Origin of the sequence: Belliella filtrata, assembly GCF_022549775.1 — a bacterium.
In the GTDB taxonomy this organism is placed as follows: Bacteria; Bacteroidota; Bacteroidia; order Cytophagales; family Cyclobacteriaceae; genus Belliella; species Belliella filtrata.
Map to the genome: position 1 here is coordinate 105982 of NZ_JAKZGP010000001.1, position 18700 is coordinate 124681.

Annotated in this window: 11 protein-coding genes; 5 read left to right on the forward strand and 6 right to left on the reverse strand. The window is 37.0% G+C overall.

The annotated features are described in order from the left end of the window. Positions 1-457: 457 nt before the first annotated feature. Entirely contained in the window at positions 458-2341 is a 1884-nt protein-coding gene (htpG, locus tag MM239_RS00465) for a molecular chaperone HtpG (protein ID WP_241345793.1), read from the reverse strand. A gap of 266 nt (positions 2342-2607) precedes the next feature. On the opposite strand from htpG, the gene MM239_RS00470 reads away from it, so the two are divergent. The 3 genes from MM239_RS00470 to MM239_RS00480 all read left to right on the forward strand — a co-directional run bounded on the left by MM239_RS00470 (position 2608) and on the right by MM239_RS00480 (position 7540). Continuing rightward, complete coding sequence (locus MM239_RS00470; RefSeq protein WP_241345794.1) at positions 2608-3684, forward strand: AraC family transcriptional regulator; 1077 nt, start codon at positions 2608-2610, stop codon at positions 3682-3684. A gap of 163 nt (positions 3685-3847) precedes the next feature. After that, positions 3848-6706 carry a TonB-dependent receptor gene (locus MM239_RS00475; protein ID WP_241345795.1) on the forward strand — a complete coding sequence of 953 codons (2859 nt, stop codon included), beginning with the start codon at positions 3848-3850 and terminating at the stop codon, positions 6704-6706. Between the two features lie 15 nt (positions 6707-6721). After that, positions 6722-7540: a tyrosine-protein phosphatase gene (locus tag MM239_RS00480; RefSeq protein WP_241345796.1), complete on the forward strand. Its 819-nt coding sequence runs from the start codon at positions 6722-6724 to the stop codon at positions 7538-7540. A 91-nt stretch (positions 7541-7631) separates the two neighbouring features. Here the strand turns inward: MM239_RS00480 and MM239_RS00485 are convergent, their stop codons facing one another. The 5 genes from MM239_RS00485 to MM239_RS00505 all read right to left on the reverse strand — a co-directional run bounded on the left by MM239_RS00485 (position 7632) and on the right by MM239_RS00505 (position 14351). Continuing rightward, positions 7632-8732, reverse strand: coding sequence for a BF3164 family lipoprotein (locus MM239_RS00485; RefSeq protein ID WP_241345797.1), 1101 nt, complete (start codon positions 8730-8732; stop codon positions 7632-7634). 272 nt (positions 8733-9004) lie between these two features. Beyond that, positions 9005-9367, reverse strand: a complete 363-nt coding sequence (locus tag MM239_RS00490) for a DUF2200 domain-containing protein (protein WP_241345798.1) — start codon at positions 9365-9367, stop codon at positions 9005-9007. 240 nt (positions 9368-9607) lie between these two features. Then, on the reverse strand, positions 9608-10441 hold the full coding sequence (locus tag MM239_RS00495) for a hypothetical protein (protein ID WP_241345799.1): 834 nt from the start codon (positions 10439-10441) through the stop codon (positions 9608-9610). 9 nt (positions 10442-10450) lie between these two features. Next, positions 10451-12328 carry a DUF4153 domain-containing protein gene (locus tag MM239_RS00500; RefSeq protein WP_241345800.1) on the reverse strand — a complete coding sequence of 626 codons (1878 nt, stop codon included), beginning with the start codon at positions 12326-12328 and terminating at the stop codon, positions 10451-10453. Between the two features lie 322 nt (positions 12329-12650). After that, entirely contained in the window at positions 12651-14351 is a 1701-nt protein-coding gene (locus tag MM239_RS00505; protein ID WP_241345801.1) for an amidohydrolase, read from the reverse strand. A 444-nt stretch (positions 14352-14795) separates the two neighbouring features. Here MM239_RS00505 and MM239_RS00510 point away from each other — a divergent pair, with 444 nt between their 5' ends. Next, complete coding sequence (locus MM239_RS00510; RefSeq protein WP_241345802.1) at positions 14796-17396, forward strand: PAS domain S-box protein; 2601 nt, start codon at positions 14796-14798, stop codon at positions 17394-17396. A gap of 98 nt (positions 17397-17494) precedes the next feature. Beyond that, positions 17495-18649 (forward strand): lycopene cyclase family protein, encoded by a 1155-nt coding sequence (locus tag MM239_RS00515; RefSeq protein WP_241345803.1) that lies wholly within the window; start codon positions 17495-17497, stop codon positions 18647-18649. Positions 18650-18700 lie beyond the last annotated feature (51 nt).

An 18700-nucleotide genomic window follows, 5' to 3' on the forward strand; every position in this document is an offset into this window, starting at 1 on the left:
CTAGCCTAGGAAACCAAAATTTAACACTGTTTGAAGACTGTGGGTATGTAGAAAAAAAAAGCTTATCTGATTTTAAAACTACTTTTACTTCAGATGAAATTATAGTATCAGGATTTTGAGGTTCCTCACATGAACCAAGAAGTAAAACAAAAATTAAGAGAGCTATTGAATATTTATTTACCATAATATAAAATTTTGAACAATTTAAATCTTACTATAATTTAGGTGGGTAGCTACAAAAGCTATAATTTCACTAAAAATATAATTATTTCTCAAGAATTTCAAAAAATAATTATATTTATTGAAGCATTACCCACCCAATTTTTATTAGCTTGTCCTTTTTTCATACTATAATAATAAACCCCGAAAATATCCATTTAAGGGATTCTCGGGGCTTTTGAGTTCAAATTAAAAATCCTTCGGAGTCTAAAAAAGACCCCAAGGGTTTAATGTTTATTTAAATCATCCCTACAGAACGTTGCACAAATGCCGTCAAGTCCTTACCAGTTAGCAAGCCTTGAGCTAGTAATGCCAGGTCAAAAGCCTGCTTTGCCAACTTGGTCTGCTCTTCTTGGTTTTCAGCTTTGAGGATTTTGTCAATCACTCCATGATTACCATTGATAGCTACTTTGTAACTGTCAGGTAGTGAACCGTAGAAGCCCATTCCTCCACCAGTGGCTGCCATGTCTTTCATTCTGCGCATAAACTCATCCATTGTTACAGTCACAGGAAGCTCTTCAGGGTTTAAACCTTCGATTTCTACGCTGTAAGATTTATTGTCGATCGCTTTTTCAAAGATTTCCTTCACTTTGGTGGACTGCTCCTCAGATAGAAGATTGGCAAATGCATCATCCTTTTGGATCAGCTTTTCTACCACATCAGCATCCACACGCTTCAGTTGTGTTTTCTCCTCTTTACCTTCCAAGTGCTGGATAAAGTGACTATCGATAGGTGAATCCATCACCAAAACATCATAATCCTTCTTGTTTGCTGACTGAATGAAAGCATCTTGCTTATTGACATCCGTAGCGTATAGGTAGATGGTCTGATCGTTTTTATCCTTTTGGATGGCTTGTACTTTTTCTTTGTATTCTGGCAAGGTATAGAACTCTCCCTTGGTATTTTTCAACAAAACGAAATCTTTACCTTTTTCAGCAAATTTCTCCTCAGAGATCATTCCGTACTTTACAAACAGCCCTATATCATTCCATTTCTCCTCATAGACTTTTCTGTCCTTTTTGTAGAGTTCAGCTAATTTATCAGCTACTTTTTTGGTGATATAGTTGTTGATTTTCTTCACATTACCATCCGCTTGCAGGAAGCTTCTAGATACGTTCAGAGGAATATCTGGAGAATCAATCACCCCATGCAAGAGCATTAAGAACTCAGGCACAATATCCTTCACTTCATCCGTGATAAATACCTGCCTGCTGAAAAGCTTGATTTTATTCTTCTGAAAATCGAAGTCATTTTTCACTTTCGGGAAATATAGCACACCTGTCAAGTTGAATGGATAGTCTACATTCAGGTGAATCCAGAAAAGCGGGTCTTCACTCATTGGGTAGAGTTCCTTGTAGAAGGAAAGGTAATCCTCATCTTTAAGATCACTTGGAGACTTGGTCCAGATCGGAGAGGTGGTATTGATAATGTTGTCTACTTCTACCGACTTCCACTTTTTCTTGCCCTCTTCATCTTCCCCATCTTCTACGCTTTCTGTTTTTGTTCCAAACTTGATCGTAACAGGAAGGAACTTACAATACTTATCCAAAATGCCTTGAAGCTTCCACTTGTCTAAGAACTCCTCAGATTCTTCGTTGATATGAAGGACGATGTCTGTACCTCTTTCTGTTCTGCTACCTTCAGCAATCTCAAAAGTGGTACTACCATCACAAGTCCACTTGGCTGGTTCGGCTCCTTCTTGGTAAGAAAGGGAATTGATTTCCACAGTATGGGCTACCATAAAAGCTGAGTAGAACCCAAGACCAAACTTACCGATGATCTCATTGGCATCCTTGGCGTCTTTGAACTTCTCAACGAATTCGGTTGCACCAGAGAAAGCAATCTGATTGATATACTTCTTGATCTCTTCAGCTGTCATTCCAAGGCCACGATCGGAGATGGTGATGGTCTTTTTGTCTTTATCAAAAGACACTTCTACGGTAGTGTCACCAAGCTCACCAGTGTATTGACCTAATGTAGCCAATCTTTTGATTTTCTGGGTGGCATCCACGGCATTGGAGACTAACTCACGGAGAAAAATTTCATTGTCAGAGTATAAGAACTTCTTAATAATCGGGAAAATATTCTCGGTATGGATTGAGATGGTTCCTTTTTCCTGCATAGCTATATTGAATTTTTAAATTGTTAGAAACAAATTTGACAATACAGCTTTATCAAGGGTTGTTCCAAAGGGTAAAAAATGCCATTTTGGCAGAATTTCTTAAGGTTTTGATTTTGAATCTAACCGCAAAGGATACAAAGGTTACACAAAGGACTCATAGAAATGATATTTAGAAGGAGGGAATATAGGTTGGAATTTGGAGAAGTGGTATAACATAATATCTCAATAACATTCAATTAATCTCTCTATGTTACATTTGATTGGAGATGGAGACGCTTTTATTTATAGTCACCCTACAGGCGCTGACAACTGGATTGCTTATTTACCTGAATAAAAAATTCCGGGGAGAAGATCTTTTTCTGAGCCTTTTCTTTGGAGTATTTACGGTTCACCTACTGTATAAAATACTTTTGCATTTCTACTTTCATGATTCGAATATTTTTGAAAAACTAAATGGCTCATTTTCATTGCTATATGGCCCATTGCTATTTTTCTATACCTCACAAGTTTTGAGAAAAAAGGTGATTAGCTTCAAGGTATTACTTCATTGTACCCCATTTCTGGTATGCTTAGGATTAAATATACTTGCCTACATTTCTTTATTGTTTGAAACAGAAATTTCTCATTTATTAGATATTTATCATACCATTATTTCAGTATTTATTCTTAGCTCACTTATAGGGTACAGCTACCTGACATACTCTATGCTCAAGGAGCAAAAACCCACAATTGTCAATCAAACGAAGAAGCATATCATTCAATTAATTATGAGTTGCCTATTGGTAATTTCGCTACTGATTATAGTTGGTAACTTTTTAGCTTTTTTTGACTGGAGGTTCAACCTGAGAGTCGTCTACTACGGAATCTTGATTATCATGTTTTTTGGAGTAATTCACTTACGCACCAGACTGTTTCTAAGTACTGGTCAAGAAGCTGAATTCAAAGTGGAGAAAAAAGTGAATGCACCTATTGAGAAATATAAAAACTCTAAAATCGATACCAAATTGATGGAGGACATTGCGACCAAAATCAACAGTTACTTACAAGAAGAAAAACCGTATCTCAATGCTGATTTTAATTTGGAAGACCTATCTAAGTACATTGATGTACCCAAAGTTCAAATCACGCAAACCCTCAACCTCCATTTGAACACGAATTTTTATCATTTGGTAAACAATGCAAGGATCGAATTATCCAAAGAACTCATAGCACGTGGTGAAGAAGAAAACCTCACCGTGGTAGGCTATGAAAGTGGCTTTAAATCAAAGTCTACTTTTTACAAATACTTCAAAGAAGTCACTGGATCCAATCCTACCGACTATAGAAAACAAGTCAGCTTATAAGTGTTAATGACGCTTAACGTATTGATAATCATTTCATAAAACACATTATACAATTGTTTTTCAGTGAGTTACATTCCATTCTACCCTGAACATGTACGTCTAAATTTAAAAAGACGAAAAGGAAAAGGACATTGGATAGCGTTGCACAAAAAAATTCATCACCATGAAAAAACGATTACTTTACTTACTCTTTGCAATGTGCATCATCGGAGAAGCCTTTTCACAAAACAATGCTTCAGTAGTGGGAAGATTGTCAGATGGGACTGGTTTCCTACCTGGAGTCAATGTGCTTGTCCTTGGTTCTACTCAAGGAGCTCCTACTGATTTGGATGGGAAATTCCAAATCTCAAATCTGCCTCAAGGAAACATTACTTTGCGCTTTAGCTACTTAGGTTTCGAAACTGTAGAATTGGAGTTAGACTTAAAGTCAGGCTTGAACAGTATCGGTACCATTACCATGCAAGAAGAATCAGGAAGCCTTATGGAATATGTGGTTCAAGGAACCATGGCTCCATCACAACTTAAGGCCATGTCTATCAAAAGGAATTCTCTGGGAATCATGGATGTCATCGCTGCAGATGCGATAGGCAAGCTCCCGGATAGAAATGCCGCCGAAGCAGTTCAAAGACTTCCTGCAGCAAGCGTGAATAGATACCATGGAGAAGCCAATCAAGTCAGTGTAAGGGGAACGCCTTACGCATGGTCTTCTACACTATACAATGGTACCAGGCTACCAAGTGCCAATGTGTTTGGCAATAGAAATGCACTGCTTGATGCCATTCCTGCAGAAATGATCCAATATGTGCAGCTTTCGAAGGCTATCACCCCTGATATGGAAGGAGATGCCATAGGTGGATCGATCAACTTTATCACCAGATCCGCACCTGACGAGCAAATGCTCAATGCAAGTCTTGCTGGTGGTTATAATCAACGCTCAGAAAATTCCTCTTACAATGCCTCCATAGTTTATGGGAATAGATTTTTGAACAATAAACTTGGAGTAATCGTCGCCGGTGCGATTTGGAACAGAAACTTTGCAGCAGACGAAATAGCCATGGAATACAATGTCAACAGGACTAATCCTGCTGAAAGATACTCCATCAATACGCTCAACGCCAAACGCTACTTTGGTTACAGAAGAACCACTGCAATAAATGCCGCATTGGAATACGAATTCAATCCTGCTCAAAAGCTTATTGTAAGGTATGTAAACGATCAGTTTGACGATGTCAGACCTGTATATGAATCTTACTATGAGTTCAACGAAAACCGATACAGATACAGTAACAGAGAGTCTGATTACAAAACAAACCTTAATGGAATAGAGTTAGGCGGTGTACATAAACTGGGCAGTAGATCAAGGCTTGATTGGAGTTTTTCTGATTACGAGATGTATTACAGGCTGGAGACTCCTCCATACATGCCTGCTAATCAAAAAGGACTTCCTATCGTTCAGTTCCGTCAAAGCCTTCAAGGTAATTTTGGCGTGAGGTCTGTCGATGGACTAGTGTACAATCAATTTGACTCCCCTGACGGAAATGGAATTGACCCTTATAACTTTGATCCTAAACTGACCAATTCAAATGATTTTCTAGACCCAAGTAGGCTACGCCTTCAGCAGATGATCATTTACCAAACAGACCAAAGAGACAATGACAAAGTAGGTCAAATTAATTTTACACACAACGCCACTTCAAAATTCACTCTAAAAACTGGTGTCAAGGTTAGGCTAAAAGAAAATGTAGGAGAGCTGACTCCATTGGCATTTTTACCTGGAGTAGCTGTAGGCATACCTGGTGCTCCCCCGTTCAGGTTTTTGAATGAATTCCAGACACAGGATTTCCCAAGCATAGGGACTTATTTCAGTGAAGTCAACAATCAGTTTGATCACCTCGCCCTTAATCCCCTTACTCAAGCTCAGATTTTTGACATGTTTTCACCAGCTTTTTTTGAAGAAAACGGGATCAGAGACTTTTCTCCAGCATCTAATGGAACCACAAAGTTCAATGGTACAGAAAATGTTTACGCTGCCTACATCATGGGAGTATATGAATTCAGTAAAAAACTTAAATTCACTGGTGGTATACGAAATGAATATACAGACATCTCCATGAACAGCTCACAGTATGATGCAGCTACTGGAGAAGTAGAACCTATCACGAGAAATCATGCCTACAATGCATTTCTTCCCATGATACACCTTACCTACAAACCAACTGAACAAAGTAATCTGAGATTGGCTTATACCAAAACCTTCGCAAGGGCTAACTTCCGCGACTTAAATCCTTCCGAAAATGTAGACATTACAGGTGGCGTACCAAGAATCAGTCGAGGAAACACTGGTTTACTACCTACATTCTCTCATAATTTTGACATCATGGGAGAATATTTCCTAAGTGATATCGGTTTGATCACTGGTGGCGTTTTCTACAAAAACATCTCAAACTTCATCTTCTCGGACCTTTCTCAAGAGACCATCAACGGAACAAACTACCTCATCACCCAACCCAATAATTTAGAAAATTCATTTTTGGTAGGATTTGAAGTAGGGATTACCAAAAGGTTTTCTGGCTTGCCTGGGATATTGAGTGGCTTTGGAACTGAACTGAACTATACCAGAATACACTCCGAACTGGAAGTACCTAGAAATGACGAGCAAGGTCAGGTTATCGGTAGAGATATCACTTCACTACCAAATCAATCAGGAAACTTGTTCAATGTATCCCTTTTCTACGAAAGAAATGGTCTTATGCTTAGGCTAGCAGGAAACTACAGAGGGCCAGCACTGGAGACAATCAATAAAGACCTAGGACCTGATTACTACATCTTTGTTGGCAAAAATTTCACCGTAGACTTCTCTGGAGCCTACTCTATATCAGAAAAAGTCAAAGCCTTTGCCGAAGTCAGGAATATCACCAATGAGCCATTTGTTCAATATATGGGTGACAATAAAAACAGAATCACCTCTAGCGAGTGGTTCTCGGTCAATGGCCAAGCAGGAATCAGACTTATCATATTCTAAAACTTCCAAGATATCATGAAACAATATATTTTAATAATCATCACATCACTACTATCAATTACCGCCTTTGGTCAAAAGCATGCTGGTATCGAAAAAAGTCCCAATTTCAGAGAGCTAGGAGGTATCGCTGTCAATGAAAATGAAAAAATAAAAGAAGGTATTATCTACAGGTCAGGAAGTTTTTCTGAACTAGAAAATTCTGACGCTCAAACTTTCAAAGCCACAGGTATCAAAACAATCGTAGATTTTAGGTCTTCTTTTGAAATCGACAAAGAACCAGACTATTTACCTGAAGAACTTGACATCACGTGGATCAATGCCCCAATAGGCAACCTTAATCCAGCAATGTTGGGAAAATTCACTCAAGTCCTGATGAGTCCTGACTTTGATGAAAAGGCCGTAGAGCAACTGATGATAGACATCAACGTAGGCTTTATCGAAAACGCTTCAGACTTCAAGCCCCTATTTGATGAATTGTTGGAAACTGAAAACCCTTTGTTGTTCCATTGCTCGGCTGGAAAAGACAGAACGGGTTTGGCTTCCTCTCTTTTGCTTCATGCTTTGGGAGCTGACTGGGATACCATCATGGTGGATTTTATGAGATCAAATGATGCTGTAGCTAAACTGGACAAATCAAAGCCAAATGCTTATGGCATTCCACAAGATAGGCTTGATATGCTCATGGGAGTAAAACCTAGCTACTTGGAAAGTGCTTGGGACAAAGCTGTCCAGAAATATGGAACGATGGACAACTTGCTATCCCAAGAACTCGGCATCGGTGAGGATGAAAAGAAAATTCTAAGGTCAAAGTACCTAGAGAAAATCAGTCAGTAAACCACCAAAAAACCCCCAATCGACAAAATGATTCTGTCGATTGGGGTTTTAAACATGTCTTAAGAAATTATCTTTCAACTTATACCCTTCATCACTTTTTCAACAAATTAGGGATTTCGAATTCTACCACATTTGGATCTGCATCTGTTGTAATACCGAATATTTTACCCACAGTTTCATCAACAGAAATAGCATACAGTGAACAATCTAAGTTTAGAATAGTAATCGGTTTCCCGTTAAAGTCAAATACAAATATTGTTTTGGCTAGATCACCTGTGTTTCTATAATCTTTCTCACTAAATCCTCCATAAAGCGCATATACGTAGTTCTTTGTAATACTCACATCTCGGTATCGGTATGGATTAGTATTGATATCATACATCAATTGAAGATTATTTTCCGAGCCCACTAATTCATATGGTGGAATTGCTAAATCAGGGCCATCTATGACTACATACTTCTTGGTATGGTAATCAAATATCTCTAATCTATCCCTGTGATTGCAAGCAAATACATAATACCTTTTCGATTCGTCTCCTATAAACCAACCTGAATTCAACGAACCAAATAAATAATTATCAAGAGGTTCTGACGAGTCTACAGGTTCCCAATTACCATACCCAGCTATTCTCTCCCCATTGGCATGATATTCTACTAGTCTATTAGGCTCATCTACGGACCTGCCTAAATATGTAGAATCAGAAGCATGTAGCATCCGTATCATTTTGAAGAAACTCTCTGGTTGCTTGTATTGTGAAACAGCATAAGGAGATTTATCTTCATAGCTAAACTTTGAGATTTTCTTATCTACAGAGCTATAGGCCCAGAAAAAATTCTCTTCAAACCCAGTATCTATATTTGACACATAGGGTATTTCATTTGGACCAAACCCCATTACTCCTTTTTCGCTAATATGCTCCAAAGTAGCTGGGTCATATAAGTGCATAAACCTATTTTCCTCTGGTATTTTACTACTTTCAATGACGATAAGATACTTCCCTTCCTTTCCTGCTATATTAAACGGATTTATCAATTCTGGAAGCAATCTTTTGGTCGAAACCAAATCTATCTGCTCAATCCCTTTGTCATCAAAAATCACGTATTTGTCAAAATAAGGGTTTTCAAGATTCTTCGAACAACCCAAGATAGTAATCGAAATAAGAATACTGGCAAGTAAATCGTTTCCTTTCATAACAATAGAGCCATAAATCTGAAAAGGTATGCTAAATGAACTAATTATGTAAATATATAAAACATAAAATAGCTTATTAAGATACTCACTCATTTTCTGCAAAAAACACCTTAAGCAGAACAACCCTCATTTAAACTTTAAAAAAATCACCCCTACTCCAACCCATGAACATTAGTCTATAGTTAAATTTTATTTCTACAATATTTCCATGTCTATCAATTTCTTAAAAAGTATCCCAACATCTATGTTAATCAAAAAATATCACATCCATTTCATCTCCTCAATATCTTCTCCATCTTCTTCCCTTTGGCCAGCTCATCGACTAGTTTGTCGAGAAAGCGGACTTGCTTGGTGAGGGGGTTATCGATCTCTTGGATTTTGTAGCCACAGATGGTACCAGTGATCATTTCTACATTCGGGTGAAGCTTGGCTTGCTCAAAAAACTCCTCAAAAGTTACCTTCTCATCTATCAGAGCCTGAATCTTCTTATCGTCAAACCCAGTCAGCCAAGTGATTACCTCATGAAGCTCTTCTTTCGTTCTGTCTTTTTTCTCCACCTTAGTGACATAGTGTGGATAGACCGATGCAAAGGTCATTTTTGCCATTCTTTCGTTGTGCTCTGGAGTAGGGATCATTATCTATTTGATTTTGTTCTAGACTTACCAAGGTAAAATTAAATGTATATCCGCAAAGATACCAGGAACCAAACCATATTTGGGGTTTTCAAGATCCAGATATAAATTGATACCTGTCCGATATAGTGGGCTAGATCCTCCTAGGTGGACAAGTTAGCTAGTTGATACTAATTTCGAAGTAACCTATTATTTGAATGAAATACTTCTTCTTGAATAAAAACGGATATACATATAACATTATTATTTTTCTACTATTACATAAAACCCCTGACTCTCTTTATTATTTCTAGCAAATCCTTCCCCTTGATAAACGAGTACAACCTCTTTACCTCCTGTTAATTCTCGAGGAATTTTATAGTAACTAATTTCAAACTTAAAATTATTATCTCCATAGTCATTTGCATTTTTTTTGTAAGTCAAAGCCCCCTTTTCTAACTCAATAGTGAGGTAAGCCTTTCCTTTCCACTTTGGTGGTCCATATCCTGTTGGGTTAAAATTTGGAAGGAACCAACTCCAAATAAATTTCTCTTTGGCAAAATGTTTCAAATATAAATCAGGAGATAAATCTCTGATGTCAAAAAATGGATACGGAGGCTTGATAATTTGAAAATCACTTTCTTGAAGATTAAAATTTATGCTATCCTTGCTGACAATGCTCCCCGAGTAATCAAATTCAATCCATTCATAGACAGTTTTCTTCATTGAGGTATAGGCATCCTCACTAGTTTGATCTACTGGATATTCCATATCATCTACTTCATCAAGTATTTTGATCCAAAAAGTACCCTTGGTCGCATGATACAATACTTCACTTCTCAAGTCACTTCGATATACACCTGTATCATTTAAAAATGTATCATTTTCTTCTTGTGAATAAAAGTAAGATTCTAAAAACTCCTCCAATCTTTTGTCTGTCATTCGAATGATTTTATAACCTTCTATTTGCTCAATCTCATGAAGATATTTATATTTTTTGTACCACTTTTGATCTCCAAAATAATTCAAAATACCTGGATATGTAACTATAAATAAGATAGATGCTATAAAAGTCAAAATAAATATCATCTTTCTCATAGTTTCATTTTAGTTAGCATTCTCCCTTACCAATATTTTGTATCTCAAAAATATGGATACATTCTCAAAACTCCATTCCCCCTCCTTTTCACGATCTTGGTAATACTTTGTAAATCGGATTTCTTCAAATTCCAATGTAAACCCATATTCTCCCAGCTCAAATGTAGCTCGTAGTTCTGATGTTGGTTTTCTGATTTCATGATTAGCTTCATTTCTTAGCTTAAATTTTCCTTTAAGAAATGGTATCAAATCATAATTAGCTATTTGCTCCTGGTTTTCACTCTCAAGCTTAAGAATCATCTTTTTCTTATCATTCTTATCCCAAAGGTTCTGATCTACGGTAAGAATTATATCATTGAGTTTTACTCTATTTCCTGCATAAAGCATATCTGACGCAAGATAAAAGTCTACACCTCTGACATCATGAAAAGCGTTCTGCTCAACATCTACCTTAGTGATCAAAAACTCATAAGAATCACTACTATAGTTGTCTTCGTCAATATTCGTAAAATGCTTGGTGAAATTCCAATCATAAAAATACTGTGGATCTTTGAAAGCAAGAGAGTCAGGAGATTCTAACAGGTTCTTGACAAAGTCCATCTCTTGGTGCTTAGCCAAGAATGTTGCAATGTCTCCTAAGCGCCTCAAATCTGTACGCTTGATGGGTTGATCCACTTCTATAAAACCATTTTTATATAGTCCAAATTCATCTAAAAGCATCATAAACTGCTGCTTTTGATTTCTTTTGGAGACGCTGTAGGCATTGAAATATGGAAGTGAAATACTGAACAAGCCCAACACAAATAAAGTAACTGGAATAGTGAAAATTTTGGAGTTTTTGAAGAAAATAAAATACAGACTCACTCCTGCAATCCACAAGGCCAATATAAAGACAAAATACCTATTCGGTGTGATTCCATATTCAAAAATCCTGAACAATATAGCAACAAATAACAACACCAAAACTGGTATCATCGTGTAGAAAAATGTCCTGTCAAAGATTCGAACCCAAGGCTTGCTAGTCTCTCCAAACAAGGGATATATAAGTAAAATAGCTACAAAGCCCAACACGGCATATGCAATTACCATATAGCTCACCCAGCCTTGAGGAAGTGACCAAAGCAATACTATCTTTGCCATGTAGGCATACAAAATCAACCCGTAGATAAAGATAAGAGGTATCAGAATATACTGAACAAAAAAACGCTGGACTGGAGGTACTTTAGAATCCTGAATCATGCTTGCAAAGCCATCTTTGCAAAACAAAAGGAAGACAAAAGCAGATCCTAATACACTCGAAACAATGCCTACGTATAGGTAATACCTGTCTAAGTAATTTTTGATATTAAACAGGTTCTCAATAGCTGCTATTGCAAGCAAAAGTCCACCAGTCAGTACACCAACGAACAATATTGTTTGAGCCAAATTGCCAAAAAGTGTCTTATTATAACTCCAAAAAGAAATATCATCTCTTTTTTGTAGAAGAAAAGGCAAAAATGAAACTGCCAAATGGTGAAGTAGAAATATCACCAAAAAACTTGTCACCTCCACACTTGACCAGTTCTTTACATCATTTGGGAAAATCAAATAATAAACTGCCATCAGCAACAGGCCAACAAAAGGCAACCACATCCTGCTTTTGATTTGCTTGATAACTTCCAGAACAAAAAATAAAGAAATACCCAATGCAAAAATCAAATATAACTTAACAAATGGAATTGAAGCTAAAAAAGGATAACCTTGGATAATGTTACTCCCTCTCCTAAACTCTTGCAGTTCGAAGGCAAAAATTGCCGCAGTAGTAGCCAGCAGTGCACACAAAAGTGTGAGAGGATAAGAAATCCACACTTTTTCCGACTGCTCAAATAAAGATTTGAATCTATTCATATGAGGAAATTTAAAACAATATTTTCAATCAATTACAAAAATTCATTTAGATGAATAACCAAAATTCTGAATTAGCAAGCTTGAACCATGCACATAGTAACAAGATTCAGATTACATACCAATTTCAAATCACTCACTTTTCTTATTTTTCCCAACTTCCTCATTTTGCAGTCCTAAACCTGCCTGGTTGCCAAAAGGATCACGAAAACACTAAGTTTTGAATATGTAAGATAAAAGAGGAGAGACTTTAGAAGGAATGTGTTTGGTTCCTGAACACATGACACTTGTGTCAATCTCGCCTCTAGCTTCTAACTTCCATCCATTACTCTCTCTGATACACCATATTACCTCCTACTACAGTCATTACCACCTTCACATTGAGTAGCTCATTTTCAGGAATCTCCATAATATTTTGATCGAAAACCGTAAAATCAGCAGCTTTACCAACTTTAATTGATCCTTTAAAATCCTCTTCAAATTCCGCAAAAGCCCCTGCTAGAGTGTAAGATTTCAAAGCTTGCTCTCTGGTCAACTTCTGATCTGGCTCATAGCCTCCTTCAGGAGTCATTTTGAGTGTTTTTCTACTCACGGATGCGTAAAAAGATGGAATGGGATCCAAAGGCTCTACTGGTGCATCAGTACCATTAGATAGCACTGCTCCTGACCCTAGGAGTTTTTGCCATACATAAGCTCCATCTTTGATCCTTTTGGCTCCAAGTCTTCCTATGGCCCATGGCCTATCGGAGCTCAAATGAATCGCCTGTATAGCTGCAATTACACTTAGGTCACCAAACCTACTGATATCGTCTGGATGAAGATGTTGTGCATGCTCGATACGGAAACGGTGATTTTTCTCCTCTGGAAACTTTGCAAAAGCTGCCTCAAACCTATCCAAGACTTCTCTGTTTGTACGGTCTCCAATGGCATGCGCATTTACTTGAAATCCAAGCTCTAATCCTTTTTCAGCAACTTGACTTACTAGATTGATCGGCATGGTCTCATGCCCCTTATGCCCAGGCTTATCTTCATAATCCTCCAATAGCCAGGCTCCCCATGGCCCCAATGCTCCATCCATGTTCAATTTGATCGATCTTACTGTGACCATGTGGTCTGAATCTATCATTGGTCCTCTTTGATACCACTCTTCGAGCAAATCTGGCAATCTACTTGATAGCATCACATACATCCTTGCGGTCAACCTTCCTTCACGCTTGAACTTTTCTAATAGATCGATTACTTCTTGACCACTTCCTGCATCATGGAAAGAAGTGATACCTTTTGATGCCAATTCTTCCAATGCCAATTCTAGTGCTTTTTCTGCACGCTCTGGAGTATCTTTTGGAACTAAGCTACTCACCAAACCAGAAGCTCGCTCTACCAATACACCTGTGGGATTCCCCACTTCATCGAGTATGATCTCGCCACCTTCTATGACACGAACAGGTTTCTCATTGCCTAGAGTAGTGATACCGGCCATCTCCATAGCCTTTTGATTGACAAATGAAGCATGGCCTGAGGCATGTGCCAAGTATACAGGATTATCAGGAGTGACTTTACTCAATGCTTCATGTGTTTGAAACCCTGCTACAGTTCTGTCTGGCATTTCTATCCACTTATCTTGATGCCAACCTCTTCCTGTAATCCATTCCCCTGGCTCCACATTTTTGGCCGCTTCAGCTACTTTTTCTACCAGTTCATCATAAGTCTTAACATACATCAAGTCAATCTCCAATTTGTTGTAACCTATACCCATCAGGTGGGCATGAGATTCAATAAGACCTGGAGTCATTGTTTTTCCCGCTAAATCTATTTTCTCTGTTTTTACACCGATGGACTTTTCTACCTCGCTTAAAGGTCCTATTGCGATGATCACACCATCCTTGATGGCTACTGCTTCTACCATAGGCTGATCTTCTTCTACGGTATAAATCTTCCCATTGTAGAACAATTTGTCTGCTTCTTCCTTTGAATTACAGGCAAAAAGCAGCCCTATTAATGCGCTGAATAGTATAGTTTTTTTCATAAATTATAATGTCCTCTCTCAAATCTAGGAAAAATATAGGTTGGAACGTATGCCATTCCTGTATTTGATTTCAAGAAACTCTTCTTTGAAAAACATAATGAAATCATAAAATTCTTAAACTAGACAAAAATTAGTTGCTTGATATAGTTAGAATTTGATACTAAATTGGATGATATTTCTAAACCAAGTCAATAAATTGGTTTTAGTTTTGTTAAAAATCAACTTACAGAACAACCTGTAATTTTACAAAATTTCTCTTAAATGCTAATTAGAATTTTGTTTGAGTTCAAACAGTAAAAACCACTATTCATCAAATTAAAAAGTTCTTTGAGTTGTTCCATTGAACTATGTATATGAATTATAGGTGAATATTCTCTATATTTTCACCTGGCTAAACACAACGTATCACGATAGTGGAAAATCACCAAAAACTTTAAATTTTCTATGGAAAAAAGCCTAGATGAAATAGACGAACTATGTAATTTGATCAAAAGCAATGATCAAATCATGATTTTTTTGAGAAAGGTTTGCTTGCAAAACATTTGGTTTTGGGAAATAGAATCACCCGAAAGTGCTTGGATAAACGATAACATCAGGTCAATTTTAGGCTATCAAGAACCTTTAAAAAAGAGTGACTGGAATAAGATAATCAACTTGCAGGATCTCGAAGTTTCTAATCTTGGCTTCGCCTATCATCTAAAAAATGAAAACGCCCTGTTTGATCAAACAGTGAGATTCAAGAATAACAGTGGCCACACATTATGGTACAGGTGTCAAGGTAAAGTTATAACCGAACCCAATGGAAACAAACTAAAAGCTATTGGTATTTTTAGTGATATCACAGAACAAAAAGAGCAAGAACTAAAAAGCAAACTAATACTTCAGGACACCAATACTGGTGTTTGGGAATTGGATATTGCTACTGGCAGGACTATTTGGAGTGAAACCGTATATGCTATACACGAGATACCTAGAGGTTTTGATCACAACATGTATAATGGGATTGAATTCTATCATCAAGACTACAGGTCAATTATTTCCAAAGCCGTGGAAAACTGTATCAATGAAGGCATCTCTTTCAACCTTGAATGTTTACTAATCACTGCGAAAAAGAACTTAAAGTGGGTAAAATCCACAGGAAGTAAAGTAGGCAATAAACTTATAGGAAGCTTTCAAGATATCACTGATATCAAGGAGAAAGAGCTCAAATTCAAAGGGATTTTTAACTCTACTTTTGCATTCATTGGGTTTTTGAATACTGATGGTATTTTGCTAGAAGCCAATGATACCGCAGTAAAGATGGCTGGTGTTGCACATGAAGATGTGATTGGAAAACATTTTTGGGATTGCTATTGGTGGCAAATTTCTGAAGAAACAAAGAAAGAACTTCAAAACAAATTCAAACTGGCCCTATCAGGTCAGCCTGTTGAGTATGAAGTTGATGTTTGGGTGGCTGGAAAAACACCAATTACCATTCTCTTTTCTTTGAAACCCATATTTGATGAATACAGAAACGTCGTGTATGTAATTCCAGAGGGAAGACCTATTCAAGATATCATAGAAGTTCGTAATAGATACAAAGCTGTAATAGAAGGAACTCAAGCTGGAACTTTTGAATGGAACATCCAATCAGGCCATGTTATAATCAATGATAAACTGGCCAATCTACTAGGCTATTCACTCAAAGAATTTCAAAACACTTCTTTAAGAAAATGGTCCACTATTATTCATAATCAAGATTTTCCCATTGCACAGGAAATGATCATCAAGTGTTTCAAAAAAGAGCTTAATTTTTTCGAACTCGAGATTCGATTAAAACATAAATCAGGCAAATGGATTTGGCTTAATACTAGGGGGAAAATATCAGAATGGAATGAAGCAGGTACAGCGCTTAAAATGTATGGTACTTTTATAGAAATCTCTAAAAGGAAAAAAGCTGAAGAGGAGTTACTATACAATAAAAATATTTTAGAGGCCTTGTACAGCCTTTCTCCAATAGGCATCGCTTTAAATGATTTCGAAACTGGTAAATTTATAGATATCAATCACAAACTTATAGAACCAACAGGCTACTCAAAAGAAGAATTTCTTAATCTGAGCTACTGGGACGTTACGCCAATTGAATATAAAGAATTCGAAGAAATTGCCCTTGATCAACTAAATGATAGAGGATATTATGAGCTTTTTGAAAAAGAGTACATCAGAAAAGATGGATCTAGATATCCTGTAGACTTACAAGGTATTTTGATAACTGATGTAAATGGAAAAAAACTAATCTGGTCATTTATTCGAGATATCACATTGGAAAAAGAAAATAAAAATAAACTTCAAGAAGCAGTTGGAAACTTACAAGCAGTTCTAGATATCACACAAGACCAAAATAAAAGATTAAGAAACTTTGCACATATTGTATCTCACAACCTCCGTTCTCATGGGTCTGGTATATCCGGATTACTAGAAATTTTCAGTGATGAAAATCCTAATCTCCACAATAATGAACTATTAAAACTCGTGGATCAAGCAGCAAAAAACCTGATGGAGACCATAGAAGACCTCACTGAAGTGGTTCAGGTAAACTTAAGTAACAAAACCAAATCCGAAATCTACCTTAAAAGGGTGACTCAAAAAAACCTAGACAGCCTAGCTGCACACTTAAGCTTATCCAAATGTAAAGTAATCAATCAAGTTCCTGATAAATTGACAATCAGTGGAATCCCAGCCTATATAGACAGCATAATCTTGAATTTTATCACCAATGCAATCAAGTACAGGTCATCAGAAAGGTCTCCTATAATCGAAATATTTACAACATCAAATGATCAGCGTGTATTCCTTCATTTCAAAGACAATGGACTAGGCATTGATTTAGACAAATATAAAGACAGCCTATTTGGAATGTATAAGACATTTCATCATCATGAAGACTCTAGGGGAGTTGGATTATTTATTACCAAAAACCAAGTAGAAAGTATGGGAGGAACTATAGCAGTAGAAAGTATTCCAGGAGAAGGCACCACCTTCATTGTAGCTTTGCCAAAGGTTTAAATAGATACTTCAGATTACACCTTTTCTTATTTTTACTTAAACATTTTGCAAACTTCTGCATTAATATAGAAGTTTGAACTTGCACATAAAACACATCGATGGAAAAGCGATATGATTACATCATCGCAGGCTCGGGGCTTGCAGGCTTAAGCTTGTTACATGGCCTTTTGAGAAATGAAAAGTTGAGAAACAAAAGGATTTTAGTCTTGGACAAAACAGCCAAAACTCAAAATGATCGCACTTGGTGTTTTTGGGAAATGCAACCAGGACCTTTTGAACATCTGGTAACCAAATCCTGGAAAAAACTTCAATTCTTCTCACCTTCTGTAGATAAGACTTTTCAGATGAAGGATTACAGCTACAAAATGATTCAATCAGGAGATTTTTATAATTATGTTCTCCAGATAGCTTCCACTTTTGAGAATGTGACATTTCTAGACACAAATATCCGGACGATAACAGAACAATCAGGTACCCCATTAGTAGAAACAGTACATGGTACATTTCATGCAGCCTATATCTTTAACTCAACGGGTATGTTTTATCCACCGATGTCGGAAGAAAACACCCTATTGCAGCATTTCATGGGATGGTTTATACGTACTGATAAGCCAGTATTTGATAGTGAAGTAGGCACATTGATGGACTTCACACTTTCTCAGCATCATGGCACTACTTTTATGTATGTGCTTCCTACTTCAGATAGAGAAGCACTTGTAGAGTATACCTTGTTTTCAAAAAAGGAGCTCAACAAGCAAGATTATCAGGTAGCACTAGATGCATATATCAAAGATAATATTGCCTTGAAATCCTACGAAATTATCCACAGAGAGTATGGAGTGATTCCAATGTCACTTGCAAATTTTCCCAAAACAATAGGAAGGGCGCAACGCATTATCAATATAGGGACAGCTGGTGGCCACACCAAAGCTAGCTCTGGATATACCTTTCAGTTTGTACAGTCAAAAATTGAGCGTATCATAACCCAACTTGCACAAGGTAGATCACCACTTATCAAACTCACAATGAGAGAGAAAATGTTCGAATGGTACGATAGGGTACTAGTCGATGTGCTGTTGCAAGACAAAGTAAATGGAGAGTTTCTTTTCAGCAGCTTATTCAAAAAAAATGATCCAGAGCGAATTTTAGCTTTCTTGGCAAATGAAAGTGGCTTCTGGGAAGAATTCAAAATTCGAAATAGTGTACCATTTTGGCCATTTTTCACATCAGGAATCAAGCACTTGATCAAATAAAACAAAAGAAGCACACTTTATTCTTTTGAATATCAAAACGATAGCGTAATT

Coding starts and splice junctions, on each gene's coding strand:
- htpG (WP_241345793.1), bottom strand. CDS start 2,341: ATGCAGGAAAAAGGAACCATCTCAATCCATACCGAGAATATTTTCCCG.
- MM239_RS00470 (WP_241345794.1), top strand. CDS start 2,608: ATGGAGACGCTTTTATTTATAGTCACCCTACAGGCGCTGACAACTGGA.
- MM239_RS00475 (WP_241345795.1), top strand. CDS start 3,848: ATGAAAAAACGATTACTTTACTTACTCTTTGCAATGTGCATCATCGGA.
- MM239_RS00480 (WP_241345796.1), top strand. CDS start 6,722: ATGAAACAATATATTTTAATAATCATCACATCACTACTATCAATTACC.
- MM239_RS00485 (WP_241345797.1), bottom strand. CDS start 8,732: ATGAAAGGAAACGATTTACTTGCCAGTATTCTTATTTCGATTACTATC.
- MM239_RS00490 (WP_241345798.1), bottom strand. CDS start 9,367: ATGATCCCTACTCCAGAGCACAACGAAAGAATGGCAAAAATGACCTTT.
- MM239_RS00495 (WP_241345799.1), bottom strand. CDS start 10,441: ATGAGAAAGATGATATTTATTTTGACTTTTATAGCATCTATCTTATTT.
- MM239_RS00500 (WP_241345800.1), bottom strand. CDS start 12,328: ATGAATAGATTCAAATCTTTATTTGAGCAGTCGGAAAAAGTGTGGATT.
- MM239_RS00505 (WP_241345801.1), bottom strand. CDS start 14,351: ATGAAAAAAACTATACTATTCAGCGCATTAATAGGGCTGCTTTTTGCC.
- MM239_RS00510 (WP_241345802.1), top strand. CDS start 14,796: ATGGAAAAAAGCCTAGATGAAATAGACGAACTATGTAATTTGATCAAA.
- MM239_RS00515 (WP_241345803.1), top strand. CDS start 17,495: ATGGAAAAGCGATATGATTACATCATCGCAGGCTCGGGGCTTGCAGGC.